18 protein-coding genes are annotated in these 18499 nt (G+C 72.3%); 5 read left to right on the forward strand and 13 right to left on the reverse strand.

Features of this window, described 5'->3' with window-relative positions:
* Window positions 1–17 precede the first annotated feature (17 nt).
* From JOD64_RS11560 to JOD64_RS11575, 4 genes are read right to left on the reverse strand one after another with little or no spacing between them, the layout of a single operon-like run.
* Window positions 18–1598 carry a bifunctional uroporphyrinogen-III C-methyltransferase/uroporphyrinogen-III synthase gene (locus JOD64_RS11560; protein ID WP_204942231.1) on the reverse strand — a complete coding sequence of 527 codons (1581 nt, stop codon included), beginning with the start codon at window positions 1596–1598 and terminating at the stop codon, window positions 18–20.
* Window positions 1595–2563: a hydroxymethylbilane synthase gene (hemC, locus tag JOD64_RS11565; RefSeq protein WP_204942232.1), complete on the reverse strand. Its 969-nt coding sequence runs from the start codon at window positions 2561–2563 to the stop codon at window positions 1595–1597. Before hemC ends, JOD64_RS11560 begins: the two co-directional genes overlap by 4 nt.
* On the reverse strand, window positions 2560–3957 hold the full coding sequence (locus JOD64_RS11570; RefSeq protein ID WP_204942233.1) for a glutamyl-tRNA reductase: 1398 nt from the start codon (window positions 3955–3957) through the stop codon (window positions 2560–2562). The genes hemC and JOD64_RS11570 overlap by 4 nt, the downstream gene beginning before the upstream one ends.
* Window positions 3954–4724 (reverse strand): redox-sensing transcriptional repressor Rex, encoded by a 771-nt coding sequence (locus JOD64_RS11575; RefSeq protein WP_204942234.1) that lies wholly within the window; start codon window positions 4722–4724, stop codon window positions 3954–3956. The genes JOD64_RS11570 and JOD64_RS11575 overlap by 4 nt, the downstream gene beginning before the upstream one ends.
* 460 nt (window positions 4725–5184) lie before the next feature.
* On the opposite strand from JOD64_RS11575, the gene JOD64_RS11580 reads away from it, so the two are divergent.
* Both JOD64_RS11580 and JOD64_RS11585 read left to right on the forward strand, forming a co-directional pair.
* The gene (locus tag JOD64_RS11580) at window positions 5185–6489 is read left to right on the forward strand and encodes a sensor histidine kinase (protein ID WP_204942235.1); all 1305 of its coding nucleotides are present in this window, start codon (window positions 5185–5187) and stop codon (window positions 6487–6489) included.
* A 58-nt stretch (window positions 6490–6547) separates the two neighbouring features.
* Window positions 6548–7198 carry a response regulator transcription factor gene (locus JOD64_RS11585; RefSeq protein ID WP_204942236.1) on the forward strand — a complete coding sequence of 217 codons (651 nt, stop codon included), beginning with the start codon at window positions 6548–6550 and terminating at the stop codon, window positions 7196–7198.
* Here JOD64_RS11585 and JOD64_RS11590 read toward each other — a convergent pair.
* Together JOD64_RS11590 and JOD64_RS11595 are read right to left on the reverse strand one after the other, a co-directional pair.
* A complete protein-coding gene (locus tag JOD64_RS11590) occupies window positions 7179–7841 on the reverse strand; it encodes an HAD family hydrolase (protein ID WP_204942237.1) in 663 nt (220 codons plus the stop codon). The genes JOD64_RS11585 and JOD64_RS11590 overlap by 20 nt on opposite strands.
* Window positions 7842–7861: 20 nt before the next feature.
* Window positions 7862–8116, reverse strand: coding sequence for a glutaredoxin family protein (locus JOD64_RS11595; protein ID WP_110563209.1), 255 nt, complete (start codon window positions 8114–8116; stop codon window positions 7862–7864).
* A gap of 646 nt (window positions 8117–8762) precedes the next feature.
* Here JOD64_RS11595 and JOD64_RS11600 point away from each other — a divergent pair.
* From JOD64_RS11600 to JOD64_RS11610, 3 genes are all read left to right on the forward strand, one after another.
* Window positions 8763–9719: an ECF subfamily RNA polymerase sigma factor, BldN family gene (locus JOD64_RS11600; RefSeq protein ID WP_204942238.1), complete on the forward strand. Its 957-nt coding sequence runs from the start codon at window positions 8763–8765 to the stop codon at window positions 9717–9719.
* A 280-nt stretch (window positions 9720–9999) separates the two neighbouring features.
* Window positions 10000–10887 carry a DUF5667 domain-containing protein gene (locus tag JOD64_RS11605; RefSeq protein WP_204942239.1) on the forward strand — a complete coding sequence of 296 codons (888 nt, stop codon included), beginning with the start codon at window positions 10000–10002 and terminating at the stop codon, window positions 10885–10887.
* Between the two features lie 125 nt (window positions 10888–11012).
* The gene (locus tag JOD64_RS11610) at window positions 11013–11882 is read left to right on the forward strand and encodes an HAD family hydrolase (protein WP_204942240.1); all 870 of its coding nucleotides are present in this window, start codon (window positions 11013–11015) and stop codon (window positions 11880–11882) included.
* 9 nt (window positions 11883–11891) lie between these two features.
* Here the strand turns inward: JOD64_RS11610 and JOD64_RS11615 are convergent, their stop codons facing one another.
* The 7 genes from JOD64_RS11615 to JOD64_RS11645 all read right to left on the reverse strand — a co-directional run bounded on the left by JOD64_RS11615 (window position 11892) and on the right by JOD64_RS11645 (window position 18466).
* Window positions 11892–12749 carry a lysophospholipid acyltransferase family protein gene (locus JOD64_RS11615; protein ID WP_204946019.1) on the reverse strand — a complete coding sequence of 286 codons (858 nt, stop codon included), beginning with the start codon at window positions 12747–12749 and terminating at the stop codon, window positions 11892–11894.
* A 314-nt stretch (window positions 12750–13063) separates the two neighbouring features.
* A complete protein-coding gene (locus tag JOD64_RS11620) occupies window positions 13064–14140 on the reverse strand; it encodes an NAD-dependent epimerase/dehydratase family protein (RefSeq protein WP_204942241.1) in 1077 nt (358 codons plus the stop codon).
* A gap of 122 nt (window positions 14141–14262) precedes the next feature.
* A complete protein-coding gene (locus tag JOD64_RS11625; protein ID WP_007465623.1) occupies window positions 14263–14364 on the reverse strand; it encodes a 30S ribosomal protein bS22 in 102 nt (33 codons plus the stop codon).
* Between the two features lie 217 nt (window positions 14365–14581).
* Window positions 14582–14791, reverse strand: coding sequence for a helix-turn-helix domain-containing protein (locus JOD64_RS11630; protein ID WP_110563213.1), 210 nt, complete (start codon window positions 14789–14791; stop codon window positions 14582–14584).
* 209 nt (window positions 14792–15000) lie between these two features.
* Window positions 15001–16185 carry an ABC transporter permease gene (locus JOD64_RS11635; protein WP_204942242.1) on the reverse strand — a complete coding sequence of 395 codons (1185 nt, stop codon included), beginning with the start codon at window positions 16183–16185 and terminating at the stop codon, window positions 15001–15003.
* Window positions 16182–17078, reverse strand: a complete 897-nt coding sequence (locus JOD64_RS11640) for an ABC transporter ATP-binding protein (protein ID WP_204942243.1) — start codon at window positions 17076–17078, stop codon at window positions 16182–16184. The genes JOD64_RS11635 and JOD64_RS11640 overlap by 4 nt, the downstream gene beginning before the upstream one ends.
* On the reverse strand, window positions 17075–18466 hold the full coding sequence (locus JOD64_RS11645; protein ID WP_204942244.1) for an efflux RND transporter periplasmic adaptor subunit: 1392 nt from the start codon (window positions 18464–18466) through the stop codon (window positions 17075–17077). The genes JOD64_RS11640 and JOD64_RS11645 overlap by 4 nt, the downstream gene beginning before the upstream one ends.
* Window positions 18467–18499 lie beyond the last annotated feature (33 nt).

An 18499-nucleotide genomic window follows, 5' to 3' on the forward strand; every position in this document is an offset into this window, starting at 1 on the left:
GGCCTTCCTGAAGACGACTACCGGAAGCGCAGGGCGGTCGGCCCCTGCACCTTCGAGCCGCGGCGCTGCTTGGCCGGCATGGCGGCCAGCTTCTCGCGCAACTCGACGGCGTAGGCGGCGAGCGCCTCCACCAGGTCGGGCACCGAGGCGTGCGGCGGCTGGACGTCGACCCGCAGGCCGAACTCCGTCGCGGTCTCCGCCGTCTTGGGCCCGATGACGGCAACAACGGTACGCGCGTGCGGCTTCCCGGCGATACCGACGAGGTTCCGCACGGTCGAGGAGGACGTGAACAAGACCGCGTCGAACCCGCCCGACTTGATCGCGTCCCGGATCTCGGCGGGCGGCGGCGCGGCCCGCACCGTCCGGTACGCGGTCACGTCGTCGACCTCCCAGCCGCGCTCGGTGAGCCCGGCGGCGAGCGTCTCGGTGGCGATGTCGGCGCGCGGCAGCAGCACCCGGCCCACCGGGTCGAGGATCTCGTCGTGCGGGGAGAACTCGGCCAGCAGCCCCTCGGAGGACTGCTCCCCCGCGGGGATCAGCTCCGGTTGGATGCCGAACGCGCGGACCGCGTCCGCCGTCGCCTCACCGATGCAGGCGATCTTGACGCCGCCGAAGTGCCGGGCGTCCAGCCCGTGCTCGGCGAACTTCTCCCAGACCGCGCGGACCGCGTTCACCGACGTGAAGATCACCCAGGCGTACCGGCCGTCGACCAGGCCCTTGACCGCCCGCTCCATCTGCGCCGGGGTGCGCGGCGGCTCGACCGCGATGGTCGGCACCTCGCACGGGATCGCCCCGTACGCGCGCAGCCGGGCGCTCATCGCGCCAGCCTGCTCCTTCGTGCGGGGTACGAGCACCTTCCAGCCGTACAACGGGCGGTTCTCCCACCAGCTCAGCTTGTCGCGCTGACCCACACCGACGCCGATGGTGAGCACCACCCGGCCGGTGAAGCCGAGGGCGGCGGCCACGAAGCTGTCGACGGTCGACGTGGTCGTGTACTGGGTCTCGCCGGTGCCGTCGCCGGTCACACCGACGCCGGTGGTGCCGTCGACCCCGGCGGCGAGCAGCCCGTCCCGGACGGCGGCGAGGTCACCGGCGTCCACGGCGAGCGCGAGCGAACCCCGGCCGACGGCCGTGGCCAGCGCCTCGAAGTCCAGTGCGCTGACGTCCTCGACGTCGGCGGCCGTACGCACACCCGGCAGCGGGACACCCGCGTAGGTGGCCACACCCTCGGCCTGGCCCACGCCGGGTACCACCTCGAAGTGGGCGGCGGTGCGGGCGACGGCCTGCACCTCCTTGACCACCGAGTCGTGGCCGAACGGGTCACCGGTGACCAGGTGCACCGCGTTCAACCCGGATCGGGCCGCGGAGATCAACACCTTCGCCACGTCCCCCGGCGCGCCTTCGGCGGGGGTGAACTCGGCATCGTCTCTGGCATCGGCGCGGACGACGGCGAGCAACGACTCGGGGACTCCCCGGTCATAAATCACCTGGTCGGCGTCGACCAGGGCGTCGTGCGCCCGACGGGTCAGCAGACCTGGGTCACCGGGGCCAGCCCCGACGAACGCGATACGGCCGACGGGCTTACGGGTGCGGGTCATTCTGTGCTCCCAAATTGCTGGGTCCCCGGGCCGGTGTGTCCTTCGTGGCCGAGGATCGAGTCGGCGCCGAGTTCGAGGAGTTCGGCGGCGAGTGCCTTACCGATCTCCGCCGCGTCGGCGGGCGTTCCGGTGCGGGACAGCCGGAGGTCACGAGTGCCGTCCGGGCTGATCACCGCCCCGCGCAGGTAGATCTCATCGCCGGTATCGCCCTCGGCGAGTTCCGCATAGGCGGCGACGGGTGCGCTGCACCCGGCCTCCAGGGTTGCCAGCAACGCGCGTTCCGCGGTGACCGCGGCGTGCGACGGTGCATGGTCGAGCACCGCGAGCAGCTCGACCAGGTCCTGGTCGTCGATCCGGCACTCCACGGCCAGCGCACCCTGGGCGGGTGCGGGCAGCATCAGCATCGGATCCAGCGTCTCGGTGATCACGTCGACCCGACCTAGTCGGGCCAGCCCGGCCCGAGCCAGGACGACGGCGTCCAGGTCGGCCTCGGGCCCGAGCACCCGCGCCAGGCGGGTGTCCACGTTGCCGCGGATCGGGGTGACCTCCAGCTGCAGGCCGAGTGCGTGCAGCTGGGCGATACGGCGCAGCGCACCGGTGCCCACGGTCGCCCCGGGCGGCAGCTCGGCGAGCGTCCGGCCGCCCTGGGCGATCAGCGCGTCGCGCGGGTCCTCCCGAGCCGGCACCGCCGCGATGTGCAGCCCGCCGGCGGCAGCCGTGGGCAGATCCTTGTAGGAGTGCACCGCGAAGTCGATCGTCCTGGCGGTCAGCGCGTCGCGCAGCGCGGAGACGAACACCCCGACGCCGAGCCGGTGCACCGGCGCGTTGGAACGGTCACCCGCGGTGACCACCTCGACCAGCTCGACCGGGCGGCCGGTGGCGGCGGTCACCGCCTCGGCGATCTGGCCGGACTGGGCCATCGCCAGGGCGCTGCCCCGGGTGCCGAGACGCAGGGGGGCGGTCATCGCGCACCTCCGGTGGGTGGGGTGGGCTCGGCGACGTCAGCTCCGGACACCTGGTCGATGCCAGGGAGCCCCATGCCGAGGTCGGGGGTGAGCACGTCGGGGACGGTGTCCACCGGTGAGGTCTGCGGCACCTCAAGGTCGAACAGCTCGCGCAGCAGGGCCGCGTACTGGTCGCCGCCGGGCTCCGCGGCCAACTGGCGGACCTTGACGGTGGGTTGGTGCAACAGCCGCTGCACGACCCGGTGCACCGTACGGGCCACCTCGGCCCGCAGGTCGTCGCCGAGGTCGGGGCGACGCTGAGCCAACCGGCGGAGCTCGGCGGTGACCACGTCGTCGGCCCGGCCACGCAGCGCGGCCACGGTGGGTGCGACGTCGGCGCCGCGCAACCAGGTGAGGAATCCCTCCACCTCGCCCAGCACGATCCGTTCGACGGCAGCCGCGTCCGCAGCGGCCGGACCGTCGGCGAGCAGCGCCGCCATCCGGTCGATGTCGATCACCTCGACGCCGGGCAGCTCGGCGACGCCCTCCTCGACGTCGCGCGGGACGGCCAGGTCGAGCAGGACCAGCGGGCCCCGGGCCGGGTCCCGTTCGGCCAGCGCCGCGCTGACCACCGCTCGGGTGAGGACCGGTTCGGTGGACGCGGTGGCGGCCACTACGATGTCCACTGTGGAGAGAGTGTCGACCAGCTCGGTCATCGGCGCGGCACTTGCCCCGTACGACTCGGCGAGCCGGACGGCCCGGTCGGCGCCCCGGTTGCTGACGGTGAGCGGTCCGGCGCCCAGCCGGGACAGCGTGGCCACCCCGAGCGAGCCCATCGCGCCGGCGCCGACCACCAGGGCCGGGTGGCCGGCAAGGTCACCGTCGAGGTGCCCGGCGGCCAGCTCCAGTGCGGCGGTGACGACGCTCTGGCCGGCCCGGTCGATGCCGGTCTCGGCGTGGGCCCGCTTACCGACCCGCAGCGCCTGCTGCATCAGCTCGTGCAGCAGCCGGCCGGCCGAGTCTGCGCCGGTGGCCCAGTGGTACGCGTCACGCAACTGGCCGAGGATCTGCGCCTCGCCGACCACCATCGAGTCCAGGCCGGTGGCGACCCGGAACACGTGATCCACGGCGGCGGTGTCGTAGTGCACGTACAGGTGGCTGGCGAGCGTCGCCGGCGAACTGCCGGCCTGCTCGGCCAGGACGGCGCAGACGTCACCGAGCCCACCGTGGAAACCGGACACGGCGGCGTAGACCTCCACCCGGTTGCAGGTGGAGACGATGACCGCCTCGGCCACGTACGGCTGGGCGATCAGATGATCCAGGGTGCGGGTCAGGTCGGCGGGAGGCACGGCCAGTTGCTCCAGCGTGGCGACCGGGGCGGTCCGATAGGACGCGCCGACGACGAGCAGTTTCACGTGCCGATCGCCTCCTGGGTGTCGGTGGCCGCGAACCCGCCCGGCAGGGCGGTGAGAGCGGACCCGCCGGTGGCGGGCAGCGCGGTCAGCGACGCCTTGCGGTGCTCGTGGAAGGACAGAATCTGCAGCTCGATGGCGAGGTCGACCTTGCGCACGTCGACCCCCTCCGGAACCGAGAGTACGCACGGCGCGAAGTTGAGGATGCTTGTCACGCCGACGGCGACCAGCTGATCGGCGACCTGCTGGGCCGCGGCGGCGGGGGTGGCGATCACGCCGATCGCGAGGGATTCCTCGACCGCGACCGTCGGCAGGTCGTCGACATGCCGGACTACCAGGCCGTTGATCTCCTCGCCGACCAGGGACGGATCGGCGTCGAGCAGTGCGGCGATCCGGAAGCCTCGGCCGGCGAAGCCGTCGTAGCCAGCCAGAGCGTGACCGAGATTACCCACGCCGACCAGGGCGACCGCCCGGCGTTGGGTGAGCCCGAGCACATTCTCGATCTGCTCGATCAGCAGCGCGACGTCGTAGCCGACCCCCCGGGTGCCGTACGAGCCGAGGTGGGAGAGGTCCTTGCGGAGCTTGGCGGAGTTGACGCCGGCGGCGGCGGAGAGACCCTCGCTGGACACCGTCTCGTGGCCGGTGTCGGCGAGGTTGTGCAGCGCGCGCAGGTACTCCGGGAGCCGAGCGACGGTCGCCTCGGGCAGATCGGGGAGCGCCGGTACGGCACCGGCGCGGCCGGGCGCGCCTGGGTGACGGTGCTGACTCATGAGACTCCGTGCGGTGCGATCCTCGGCCAACTCCGCTGGTCGGCCGCTTATGGACTCCCGCTGGCGACCGAGGTTGCCGGCTGTGCTAGCAGGGCGCGTCGGAGTCACAGAGTAGGCGCTTGTGAAGACGTGCACAAATCGCGATCTTGCCGCTGCGTGACGCAACCTCACCAGCACCTCCATTCCACAAGATCGATCCGGCCGGTCCTCGCCATCGCCGCCCGGGCGATTATTGCTCAATCCCGACTTCTCTGACCAATCCCGCGCCGCACCCACCCACCCCGTGATCTTGCACTTCCTGCCCCCGCATCAGGCCCATACCGGACGAGTCGATGACCGAAAGTGCAAGATCGACGCAGCAGAGGGGCGTGCGGGGGCGGGGGGGGTAGGGACAGCACTACAGGGGAGAGGCGGGGCTTCGGGATGGGGGCGGGGAGCACGGATGCCTAGCCTTCTGGGCATGACCGCAGTTGCCGCCACCAGCGACCACCCGATGCTGGCACCGAGCATCCCCCGCCAGCTCTTCGTCGACTCCGGGTACGTGCTGCTCGGCCTGCCGCTGGCGGTGGCCAGCTTCGTCGTCCTCCTGGTCGGCCTGGCGGTCGGCATCGGCCTGGTGGTCACGGTGATCGGCCTGCCGATCCTCAGCGGCACCCTCTACGCCGCCCGTGGGCTGGCCGACATCGAGCGGTTGCGGCTGCCCGCGGTGCTCCGGCAGCCCCGGATCCGGCCGCACTACCGGCTGCCCGAGGCGGGAGCGAACGCCTGGCGGCGGATCTTCGTGCCAATGCGGGACGCCCAGTCCTGGCTCGACCTGGCGCACGGCATCCTGCGGCTGATCGCGGCGGCCGGCACCTTCGTGGTGACCCTGGCCTGGTGGGTCGCGGCCATCGCCGGCTCGCTCTACTGGGCCTACGACTGGGCCCTGCCCCGCGCCGACGGCGAGGGTGACCAGGACCTGGCACAACTGCTCGGCCTGGGCGACTCGACCACCGCCCGGATCGGTCTGTACACCGCGCTCGGTGTGTTCTTCCTGATCACCCTGCCGATCGTGGTTCGGGGTTGCGCGCTGCTCCAGGCCAGCTTCGCGAAGGCCATGCTGACCGGCGTGGCCGAGATGCGCGACCGGATCACCGTGCTGGAGGAGCAGAAACGGGCCGCCGTGTCGGCCGAGGCGTCCGCGCTGCGCCGGTTGGAACGCGACATCCACGACGGCCCCCAGCAGCGCCTGGTGCGCCTGGCGATGGACCTCAGCCGGGCCCGGATGCAGCTCGCCTCCGACCCGGAGGCCGCCGGCCGGACCATCGACGAGGCGGTCGCCCAGACCCGGGACACGCTGGCCGAGCTGCGGGCACTGTCCCGGGGCATCGCCCCGCCGATCCTGGTCGACCGGGGCCTGCCCAGCGCCCTGGCCGCGATCGCCGGACGCGGGCTGATCCCGATCGAGCTCCAGGTGGATCCACAGCTCGGCACCCCGGCAGGGCGGCTCGACCCGGCGGTGGAGAACACCGCGTACTTCGTGGTGTCCGAGGCGCTGACCAACGTCGCCAAGCACAGCCGGGCCACCGAGGCCGTGGTTGCCGTCGCCCGACAGGGCGGCCAACTCCAGGTGCGGGTCGGCGACGACGGGCAGGGCGGCGCGCACCTGGCCAAGGGGCACGGGCTGGCCGGCATCGCCGACCGGGTCCGGGCTGCCGGGGGTGAACTGATGGTGGTCAGCCCTGCCGGCGGTCCCACCGAGATTCGCGCGGAGCTACCGCTGTGACCAATCGGGCACCGCGCCGAGCCCTCGGGGCAGGCCAAGCATGGTAGATAACACAGCCATGCGAATCGTGATCGCCGACGACGCCGTCCTGCTCCGCGAGGGGCTCGTACGGCTGCTGACCGAGAGTGGGCACGAGGTGGTGGCCGCCGTCGGGGACGGCGACGCGCTCGTCGAGGCAGTGGTGCGGCACCAGCCGGACGTGTCGATCGTCGACGTGCGGATGCCGCCGTCACACACCGACGAGGGGCTGCGGGCTGCGGTCGAGGCGCGGCGGTTGGTACCGCGTAGCCCGATCCTGGTGCTCTCCCAGTACGTCGAGGTCTCGTACGCCGATGATCTGCTGGCCACCGGCGGTGCCGGCGGCGGCATCGGCTACCTGCTCAAGGACCGGGTGGCCGCGATCGACGAGTTCCTGGACACGCTGCGCAGGGTTGCGGCCGGCGGCACGGTGCTCGACCCGGAGGTGGTCGGCCAGTTGTTCGCCCGGCGCCGCCGGGACGACCCGCTGCGCGAGCTGACCCCCCGCGAGCGCGAGGTGCTCGCGCTGATGGCGGAGGGCCGCTCGAACACCGCCATCGCCCGTGCTCTGGTGGTCAGCGACGGCGCGGTGGAGAAGCACGTGCGCAACATCTTCACCAAGCTGACCCTGCCACCGGACACCGAGCAGCACCGGCGGGTGCTGGCCGTCCTCACCTATCTGCGGAACTGACCTCCCGGGCCAGCCGCACCGCGTCGGTGAGGGTGTCGGCCACCGGGTGACCGGAGGCGCGCAGGCGGGCCGGGTCGGTGAAACCACCGGTGTAGAGCACCGCACGGCCGCCCACCGCGAGCGCCGCGTCCGCGTCGTCGATGGAGTCGCCGATCAGCACCACCGAGGCGCCGTCCACGTCCAGCTCCGCCAGGTGCAGCTGAAGCGATTCGGCCTTACGGCCGCCCCCGACCGTTTCCCGCAACCCGTCGACCCGGGTGAAGTGGCCGGTCAACCCGTACGTGTGCACCGTCGGCACCAACTCCTCGTGGAACCACATGGAGAGCAGGCTCTGGCTGCCCGGCCAGGCGGCCATCGCGGTGCGCGCGTCGGCGGCCAGCTCACAGGTGGTCAACCCGGTGCGGTACGCGTCGTGGAAGATCCGGTCCAGTCGGCCGAACTCGTCGTCGTCCACGGCCTGTCCGAGCACCTCGGCGTAGTACTCGGCGATCGGCCTGCGGAACCGCACCCGGTGCTCGTCGAGGGTGACCGTCGGCCCACCGAGGCTCGTGAACACGACGTTGGTGGCGGACACCACCAGACTGAGGTCGTTGAGCAGGGTGCCGTTCCAGTCCCACACGAGGTGGGGGTGCGCAGTGTTCATCACAGCACCATAGGCACCGCTCAGAGCTGAGGCGTTGTCAGGTCCCGCAGCAGCCGGTCCTCCTCGACCCGCCAGTAGCCGTGCTCCTTGCCGTCGAGCATCACCACCGGCAGCCGGTCCCCGTACTCCCGCTCCAGCCCTTCGTCGGCGGTGACGTCCCACTCGACCCACTTGTCGCCGGTGACCGCCACCACCCGGTCGAGCGCCGCCTTGGCGTCGTCGCACAGGTGACAGCCGGGTCGGGTGATCAGGGCTAGCCGGGCGTCACTGGACATCGGTTACCTCCGTGGGGTGTCGGCGATCGCCGGTGGGTCGGTCGGCATCGTCGCCGGTCGCCGCGGCGCCGGCACCACGTTACGTCGGCACAGTCTCGTCCGCGCCGGGACGGGGATGTCGCGGAGTCCCGCTGACGGGACTGTCCTGTGTGCCGCCGATGGTCCGATCGGGTCCTGTCGATGGGATGCGCGGCGGCGCCCACGGCCGGTTCGGCCGGGCCCGCGCCGTCACCCGGGGCGGCGGGTCAGCCGAACGGGCAACCCCGCCCCGACCAGGGTATCCATCCTGGAACACCGGGCCGACGGAAAGTCAATCGCACACGACGGACAACCGGTCCGCTGCCGGTACGACAGAGCGGGAAATACTTCCGCCTTGTGTAACGGACTTGCCACGCGCGGGTGACGTTGGCCCTATCATCACTCGGGTCGGGTCACCCCATTTGCCGTGAGTCGACACCCCTCAGCCCGAGGAGGCCCCCGTGCCTGTGAGCGCATTGGACCAGCACCTCCAGGGGAGCTGCCGCCCGTCGGCAACCCCCGCGACCGTCCTGCCCGACCGGCTGCCCGGTCGGTCCGCCCCGACGACACACCGATCCGCCCCGACGCACAAACCGGCCCGTCCGGCCGATCCGACGGGGGCAGGCCGGTGACCACCTTCGGTTATGCGGAACGCCCCATCGGCCTGACCGGTCAACCGGCTCGCTCCCACGTCAACGAGCGACCGGCGGCCCGTGCCCCACTGGACGATCCACACGGCCCCGCCGTGCGGGGCGACGGCGCGGCGCAACGGATCCGCAGCCGGCCACACCACAACGAGCCGCCGCCGCGGCCCGCGGTGCCCGGTGGAAATGCGAGACCGACCGGCGGACGGGTTGCCGTTCCGGCCCGACCGACCATGCCTGCGCAGGGCCGACGGGGCAGCGAGACACCGGTGGCGACCACCGACCCGGCGGCGGGCGAGACAGCGGTGCTCCCGGCGGTGCCGGCCACCACCGCCACCACCCCGACCGGCTTCCCGAGCCGCCCCGACCCGTCCGACCCGGCCACCGAGGTCTGGACGCTGATCGAGCGGGCCCAGGCCGGCGAGTCCGAGGCGTTCGGTCTGATCTACGACCGGTACGTGGACACCGTGTTCCGCTTCGTCTACTTCCGGGTCGGCAACCGCCAACTCGCCGAGGACCTGACCTCGGACACCTTCCTGCGCGCGCTGAAACGGATCGGCAGCTTCACCTGGCAGGGCCGCGACCTCGGTGCCTGGCTGGTGACGATCGCCCGCAACCTCGTCGCGGACCACTTCAAGTCGGGTCGGTACCGACTGGAGGTCACCACCGGCGACGTGCTCGACGCCGATCGGGAGGACCGGGGCCCGGAGGGCAGCCCGGAGGCCGCGGTGGTGGAGCACATCACCAACGTCGCGCTGCTCACCGCCGTGAAGCAACTCAACCCGGAGCAGCAGGAGTGCATCGTGCTCCGCTTCCTGCAGGGCTTCTCGGTCGCCGAGACGGCCCGTGCGATGGGCAAGAACGAGGGTGCCATCAAGGCCCTCCAGTACCGGGCCGTCCGCGCTCTGGCTCGACTCCTGCCTGACGGCTTCCAGCCGTAGTTTGTGCTGGCGGGACCGATGGATGTCGATCGACGTCCGTGCAGCTCAGAGTCGGTCCCGCCCGGTGACGACGATCACTTTCTGTAATTTCCGCCCCGCCAGGCCCGTAACCCGTGCCCGGTCCGCCGCGTTTCTCCGGGTGCGACCGGTGGACGTCCCGGCAGGCCCGGGTCACCGAGGTCCGACCGGCATGCCGGCGGCACCTCACCTCCGTGGTGTCACAATGCCGCCCGGTCGTCGGCAAGGACGGCGGCCGACCGGCCGTGACCAGCGAGAGGAGGTGCCTGCGGTGGACGACATCCTCTTCTCCCGCCGGCGCGCCGAGCGCTTCGCGCAGCTTCTCGACGAGGCCAACGGCGCTCGGCGACACCACGTGCGATCCGGGGTGGACGGTCAACTCGCGCCGCTCGTCGCAGTGGGCCAGCGGCTCAGCGTCGACCCCCCGGCTGTCGAGGTGGACCAGGACTTCCGGACGGGCCTGCGGGCGATGCTGCTCGCAACCGCCGAACGGGAAGGGCTGGGCACCACGCCGGCAGCCAGCGAACCGGCCGCCACGCGTCCCAGCACGACCGTCCGTGGGCGGCTACTGCCGGCGGTCACCGCCCGCCGGGCCCGAGCCCGGGGCGCGATCCTGGTCGGCATCGCCGCCGGCGCCATCGCCGTCTCCGGCATCTCCGCCGCCAGCGAGAACGCGGTGCCCGGCGACGCGCTGTACGGGATGAAGCGCTCGACCGAACGGGCTCAACTCGCCCTGGCCAGCTCCGACATCAGCCGCGGCCAACTCTTCCTGGATTTCGCCCGGACCAGACTCGGCGAGGCCGCCAAGCTGCGCGGTGACCGGATCGGCTACAGCGCGGTCCTCGACGACATGGACGCCGACACCCGGCAGGGCGTTCGCCTGCTGACCACCGCCGCGGTGCAGCGGGCCGAGTCGGGCAGCCTGGACACGCTCAACACCTTCGTCACGAGCCAACGCCGGGCGGTGAGCGGCCTGGTCGACGGGAGCACCCGCGCCGACCGGGACCGGACCCAACGGTCGCTGCACCTCCTGGACAGCATCCGGGAACGCTCGGACACGCTGCGCGCGGCGATTGCCTGCGGCCTCCCGGCGCCGACCGCCAGCGATGCCCTCGGCCCCGACCCGAGCACCTGCCCCGGGGTTCGCTGACCCGCGCCCCTATACCGCACGTCCGACCGGCCGCGTCGCAGTTCGCTGTGTGCCCGGCCGGTCGACTGTTCGCGGCGGCTACCCTCGCTGGAGGCATCCGTCGTACCGGTGAGGAAGGGAGTCGCGTGGCGCGCAGCCGTAAGGTGACGGTCAGTACCGACGCCGAGGGGCACACCGCAGGCTGGGCGGAGACCGACCTGGCCCGGGCCACCGCACCGGACTCGACGGCCGCGGCGTTCTTCGACGTGGACAACACGATGATGCAGGGCGCGTCGATCTACTGGTTCGCCCGTGGGCTCGCCTCCCGAAACTATTTCACCACCACCGACCTGGCCCGATTCGCCTGGCAACAGCTCCGGTTCCGGCTGCTGGCCCGGGAACACGCCGGTGACATGTCCGTGGCCAAGGAGGCCGCGCTGGCCTTCGTCGAGGGGTGGCGGGTCGACGAGGTGGAGCGCCTCGCGGAGGAGATCTTCGACGAGATGATGGCTCCGCGCATCTGGGCCGGCACCCACCAGCTCGCTCAACGTCACCTGGAAGCCGGCCAGCGGGTCTGGCTGGTCAGCGCCGCCCCGGTGGAGATCGGCCGGGTGATCGCCGCCCGGCTCGGCCTGACCGGTGCCATCGGCACGGTGGCCGAGATCCTGGACGGGGCGTACACCGGGCGGTTGGTGGGTGACCTGATGCACGGGCCGGCGAAGGCCGAGGCGGTCACCCAACTCGCCGCGGTGGAAGGGCTCGACCTGACCCGCTGCGCGGCCTACAGCGACTCGGCCAACGATCTGCCGCTGCTCTCCTCCGTGGGCAGGGCGGTGGCCGTCAACCCGGACGGCAGTCTGCTGCGGCAGGCCCGTCAGCACGGCTGGGAGGTGCGGGACTTCCGCACCGGCCGTCGGGCAGTCAAGATCGCCGTACCGTCGACCGCGGCAGCCGGGCTGGTCGCCGGCGCGGTCACCGCCGGCCTGGCACTGCAGCGCCGCCGCCGCGCCGGCTGACTCAGCCGCTCAGGGGCCGAACGGGTCGGGCCGTCGCTCCAGCAGCGTGTGCAGGGTCTGCTGGATGGTCTCCCGCACCTGGTCGGCGAGGTTGAAGACCACCAACGGGTCGTCCGCCGAGTCGGTCAGGTGGGCGGTGGGGATCGGCGGGCAGAACTCGATCAGCCACTTGCTGGGCAGCGGCACCATGCCCAGCGGGCCGAGCCACGGGAAGGTCGGCGTGACCGGGAAGTAGGGCAGCTTGAGCAGCCGTGCCAGGGGCTTGATGTCGGCGAGCATCGGGTAGATCTCCTCGCCACCGACGATGGCGACCGGCACGATCGGGGTGCCGGTGCGCAGCGCCGCCGAAACGAACCCGCCGCGCCCGAACCGTTGCAGCTTGTACCGGTCGGCATAGAGCTTGCCGATGCCCTTGAAACCCTCGGGGAACACACCGACCAGATCGCCGCCGCCGAGCAGCCGCTCGGCATCCGGGTTGCAGGCCACCGTGCCGCCGGTCTTGCGGGCGATCTCGGAGACCACCGGCATCCGGAAGACCAGGTCAGCGCCGAGCAGCCGCAGGTACCGGTGGGCGGGATGTTTGTCGTGCAGCGCCGCCGAGAGGATCAACGCGTCCAGCGCCACCGTCCCCGAGTGGTTGCCGACCACCAGGGCGGGGCCGTCGACCGGCACGTGCTCCACCCCAGTGACCTCGGTGCGGAACCAGTCGCGGTAGAGCAACCGCAGTAACGGGTGGAAGACGGCGTCGGTCAACTCCGAATCGAAGCCGAACTCGTCGACCTCGTAGTCACCGGAGAGCCGTCGACGCAGAAACGCCAGGCCATTCGCGACCTTACGGTCCCAGTGGTCCCCCGGCCGGTCCGGCACCGCCGGCTCGGCCGGCGGGACCTGCGCCGCCGGTCGATGTCCGTTGCGCCGCGCCGGCTCCGGATCCGGTGCGGGCGACCGCTGCGGTACGTCGAAACGCCCGGCCCACTGCGGGTCGCGCCCCTCCCCTGGCCCGGTCACGGCGCCATCTCGGTTCGCGACTGCGGGGCTCGCAAACCCGGCTCACTCCTCACGCTCACGGCGCTACCTCGGTTCGCGACTGCGGGGCTCGCAAACCCGGCTCACTCCTCACGCTCACGGCGCTACCTCGGTTCGCGACTGCGGGGCTCGCAAACCCGGCTCACTCCTCACGCTCACGGCCGTCGCTCCCGCACTGCGGCGCGCACCTGCCGGATGCCCTCCAGGACGAGTTGCTCGGCGGCGGCCAACTGCCCGCGCGTGACCACGACCCCGCCGTGGTGGGCACGAATGAAGTCCTCGAACGCCTCGGCGGTGGAGCGGGGCGTGAAGTCGTACTCCTGCTCAAGCCGGGTGGTGTCGACCACCCGGCCGTGCACGAAGAGGTCCACCTGGTCCAGGCCGTAACGGCCGAAGCCCATGGTGCGGGCCAGCGCGGCGGCACTGGAGAGACTCGGCTCCAGCACCGGCACGGCCACCCGACCGGCTCGCCGGATCGCCTGGGACAGCGACAACACCCCCGGGCCGGCGACGTTGTAGGTGCCGGGATGGTCCTCCACGATCGACCGGTGCAGCACCTCCAACGCATCGTCGAAGTGCAGGAACTGCAGACGGGGGTCGCGGCCGAAGACGGTCGGCACGAACGGTTGCGCGAAGTAGCGGGTCAACGTGGTGTCGGCGGTCGAACCGATGAACGGTGCGAAGCGCAGCACCGTCGCCGTGACGTCGGACCGGCGACGCCGGAAGCCACGGACGTACCCCTCGATGTCGAGGATGTCGCGGCCGAAACCGCCACGCGGCACCTCGCGGGGCTCGGTCTCCTCGGTGAAGACCGCCGGGTCCCGGAACGACACCCCGTACGCGGCGGTCGACGAGCGGACCACGAGCTTGCGCAACCGCGGTGCCCGTTGGCAGGCGGCGAGCATCTGCATGGTGCCGATGACGTTCTGGTCCTTCATGGCGGACCGGCCACCGTGCTGCGAGTCGGGGGCGCTGACCAGGGCGAGGTGCACGACCGCGTCCACGTCCAGGTCGGCGAGGAGGCCACCGATCGAGCCGGAGTCGACGCGGATCCGTTCGACCCGGTCGAGCAGGTCGGTGAACTCGGCGCCGGAGTCCGGCGCGTCGACCCCGATGACCCGTTCGATGCGCGGGTCGGCGGCCAGTCGGGCCGCCACGTGGGCACCCAGATAGCGGCCGACCCCGGTGACGAGGACGACCCCCGGAGCACCTGGGGTGCCACCGGGGGTCATCTGACGCACCTACCCCGGCAGGAAGGATCGAGCCGGGACGACCACGGCCTGATCACCTGAGCCTCCGGGGGTCGACAGTTAGGCAAGTGACGCCGAACGCCGGGCGGTGAGCCCGGCGGCGATCACTTGCCGAGACGGCGACGCTGGACGCGGGTCTTGCGCAGCAGCTTGCGGTGCTTCTTCTTAGCCATGCGCTTACGGCGCTTCTTGACCACCGAGCCCATACGACAGCCTTTCGATACAACGTGCGGGGCGGACCGGATGACACCACGCAGGTGGCGAAGACGGCGACCGCTTGCGGACAACGGACCGGACCAGTCTGGGCGGCGGGGCGCACCGGTGGGGTCTCGGTCGGGCTCCAGGGTAGCCGGAGGGCGTCAGCCGGACCAACGCGCCCCCGTCGATGCCGGTTAGGTGGCACCCGGAGGGCGGGGCGGTGGCTCAGGCGGTCTCTTGAAAAGCACCCCGGAGATATTCGTGCACCGCATGCTCAGGCACCCGGAATGACCGGCCGACCCGGACGGCGGTCAGCTCACCGCTGTGCACCAGGCGATAGACCGTCATCTTCGACACCCGCATGACCGTCGCGACCTCCGCGACGGTCAGGAACCTGACCTCCGACAACCGTCCGTCGGACTGTGACCCGGCCATGGCTCACCAACCCATCCCATGCCCGGCGCGTGCCAACCCGACGGATGCTCCGGGCCGGGCGGCGACGCGCGTGTTACCAGTACGGTAGCGGGGCGGCTGTGACCGGCGCGATCCCTTCGTACAACTGATCATGATTCTCCTCGCCGTTCACCCGATCTGTGCTTCCGGTATCTCCCCGCCTGCACCCGGCGTCCCGGTTGCCCCGCCGTTCACTCGGCGCGCAGCGCGACCACCGGGTCGAGTCGGCCGGCGCGTTGCGCGGGGACGACCCCGAAGACGATGCCCACCACCGCCGATACGCCGAAGGCGAGCGCCAACGACCACCAGGTGATCGCGGCCGGGATCGGCGACAGCGCATCGACCAGCAGGGCGGTCCCCACGCCGAGCGCCATCCCGGTGATCCCACCGATCGTGGTGAGCAGCACCGCTTCCAGCAGGAACTGCACCCCGATGTCGCGGGGGCGCGCACCGACGGCTTTGCGCAGCCCGATCTCCCTGGTCCGTTCCCGGACGCTGACCAGCATGATGTTGGAGACCCCGACGCCGCCGACGAGCAACGAGATGCCGGCGATGGCGGCCAGCACGCCGGTGAGGACTCCGAGGATGTCGCCGAGCACCCCGAGGATCTGCTGCTGGGTGACCGCGCTGAACTCGGTGTCCGGGTGGCGGCGGGTCAGCTCGGCGACGATCCGCTCGCCCAGCTCCTCGATCCGCTCGCGGTCCGGTGCCTTCACCGCGATGCCGTCCACCCGCTGGGTGCCCCAGAGCCGCTGCGCGGCGGTGACCGGCACGTGCACCTCGTCGTCCCGGTCGACCCCGAGGCTCTGCCCGAGTGGCGCGAAGACGCCGATCACCCGGAACCGCACCCCGGCCAGCGCCACTTGCTGGCCCAGCGGGTCCCGGTCGGGGAAGAGGGTGCGGGCCACCGCGTCACCGAGCACCGCCACCCGCCGGCTGGTGTCCACGTCGGTGCCGGTGAGGTAGCGGCCCCGGGCCAGCGACCGCGTGAACACCGCCGGGGTGGTCTCCAGCACCCCCTGCACCGTGGTGAAGTCGGAGTGGTTGCCGGCCCGCGCGGTCGCCCCGGAGGCGATGGTGACCGCCACCCGATCCGGGTCGCCGACCACCCGGCTGACGGCGTCGGCGTCCTTGAGGGTCAGCGGCGAGACCACCGGAGCGTTGCCCACCTCGATCCGCCCGGGGACGACCAGCAGCAGATTGGAGCCGAGGCCCTCGACCTGTTGCTCGACCTTTTGTTTGGTGCCGGTGCCGATGGCCACCAGCAGGACCACCGAGGCCACCCCGATGATCACCCCGAGCATGGTCAGCGCGCTGCGCAACCGGTTGGCCCGCAGGGCGTCCAGCGCCACCCGCCACGCCTCGGCGAGCCTCACGCCGCGCCTCCCGGCCGCTCGACCTCGGGCCGGCCCGGGTCGACCTCCCGCGGAAGGCGCCCGGTGGCTCCGGCGGCGCCACCGGAGCCACCGGACGGGTGCCCCGGACCGCTTCCGGACGCGGACCGGGGCTCCGCGCTGGGAGCGGGGACCAGTGTCGCAGGTCGACCGTGATCGACGGACGGCGGTCGATCATGCGGGTTGTCGCTGTCCGCCACGACCACTCCGTCGCGCATCGTGATCCGGCGCTGGGCCCGGGCCGCCACCTCCTGGTCATGGGTGACCATCACCAGCGCCACCCCGGACTCCACGTTCAACTGCTCCAACAGCTCCAGCACCGCCGCGCCGGTGACGCTGTCCAGGTTGCCGGTGGGTTCGTCGGCCAGCAGCACCGTCGGTTCGGTGACCAGCGCGCGGGCGATCGCCACCCGTTGCTGCTCACCGCCGGACATCTGGTTGGGCCGGTGGTCCAGGCGGTGCCCGAGGCCGACCCGGCCGAGCATCGCCGCCGCCCGCGCTCGACGCTGCCGGGCCGGCACACCCCGGTAGACCAGCGGCAGCGCCACGTTCTCCACCGCCGAGGTGCGCGGCAGCAGGTGGAACGCCTGGAAGACGAAGCCGATCGTCTCGTTGCGCAGGGTGGCCATCTCCGGCGGAGCGAGGGCGTTGACGTCCCGCCCGCCGATCACCAGCCGGCCACCGGTGGGCCGGTCCAGTCCGCCGAGCAGGTGCATGAGGGTGGACTTGCCCGAGCCGGACGGACCGACCAGGGCCACGTAGTCCCCCGCTTGCACGACCAACGACACCCCGCGCAACGCCTCGACGGACACCCCGTCCAGTTGGTACGTCCGGGACACGTCCACCGCCTCGATCGCCGGCGGCGCGTCGGTCACCGCACCTCCTGGCCGTCGCGCACCTGGTCGGTGCCGCGCACCACGATCCGGTCGCCGGGCTGCACGCCGTTGAGGATCTGCACCAGATCCGACCCCTGCACGCCCACGGTGACCGCCGCCCGGCCAGCCTTGCCGTCGTGGACCACCCAGACCGCGTCCCGGCCGTCGGCGGAGAACACCGCCGAAGCGGGGACGGTCACCGCGTCGGCGGCCTCGCGTACCCGCAGGTGCACGATCGCGTTCATGCCCGGCCGGGGGTCGGGGGCCGGCTCGTCCTCGGCCAGCTTCCCGGCGCCCAGTGCGAGGCGCACCCGGTAGGTGACGCCGCCCTGCGCGGAGTTGGTGGGCAGCACGTCCACCGAGCGGACCGTCGCGTCGTAGCTGGCACCGGTGACGGCGTCCAATTCGACGGTGGCGGTCACGCCGGCCTTGACCAGCAGCACGTCGGTTTCGTCCACCTCGGCGAGCAGCCCCAACTGCCCGGTGTCCACCACGGTCAGCACCGGTGTGCCGGCGCTGACCTGGCCGCCGACCGCGACCGCGTCGTCCACCCCGGCGGGCGACCCACCCTGGCTGGGGGCCAGCACGGACGGGTCGATGCCGGCCGCCTGGGCGCCGCCGGCCTGCTCCAGCAGCCCCGCGAGGCCACCGGTCGAGCCACCGCTGGCCCGCGTGCCACCCGGCTGCACCACCCCGGCGATCGGGGCACGCAGGGTCAGCGCGTCGACGGTCGCCTTCGCCAGGTCGTACGCCTGCTGGGCCTGCAACCGTTGCGCCGCGGAGAGCGCGCCGACGGCCGAGCTCAGCCCGCTGATCCCCCGCTGCACCGCGCGAACGGCCTGGTCGGCGCTTCGCGCGGCGGCAGCGTACTGCCGTTGCGCGGACGTCACCTGGGTCAGCAGCGCGTCCCGCAGTTGCGGGTCGGCGATCTTCTCGGCGGCCTTCCGGGCGGCGTCGAACGCCTCGTCGGCCGCCTTGTCGGTGCCGCGCCGGCTGCCGGTCAGGTCACCCGTGGAGACGCCCCGCCCGGCGCGCTTCGCCGCCTCCAACGCCTGCTTCGCCTGCCGAAGCCGCTGCTGCGCCGAGGGCGAGTCGACCACGGCGAGGACCTGACCGCGCTTCACCTGCTGTCCCGGCTGGACACGCAGGCTCACCAGGGTGCCGTCGGCGGGGGCGCTGAGCGTGGAGGCGGCCCGGGCCGTCACGGTCGCGGGCGCGTCGATCACCTCACTGACCTGGCTGCGAGCCGCTGACGCCAGCGCGAGATCGGGGTCGTCGTCGCCGCACGAGGCGGCGGTGGTGACGGTGAGGACGGCGACGGCGGTCAGGGCGGTGAGCAGGCGGGGCCGCGTGACGCTGGGCGGCCGCGGCAACTGGGGGCGGCGCACCCATCGATGGTACGGCTCACCAGCGCACCACCC

The sequence above is a fragment of the Micromonospora luteifusca genome (assembly GCF_016907275.1).
Lineage (GTDB): Bacteria > Actinomycetota > Actinomycetes > Mycobacteriales > Micromonosporaceae > Micromonospora > Micromonospora luteifusca.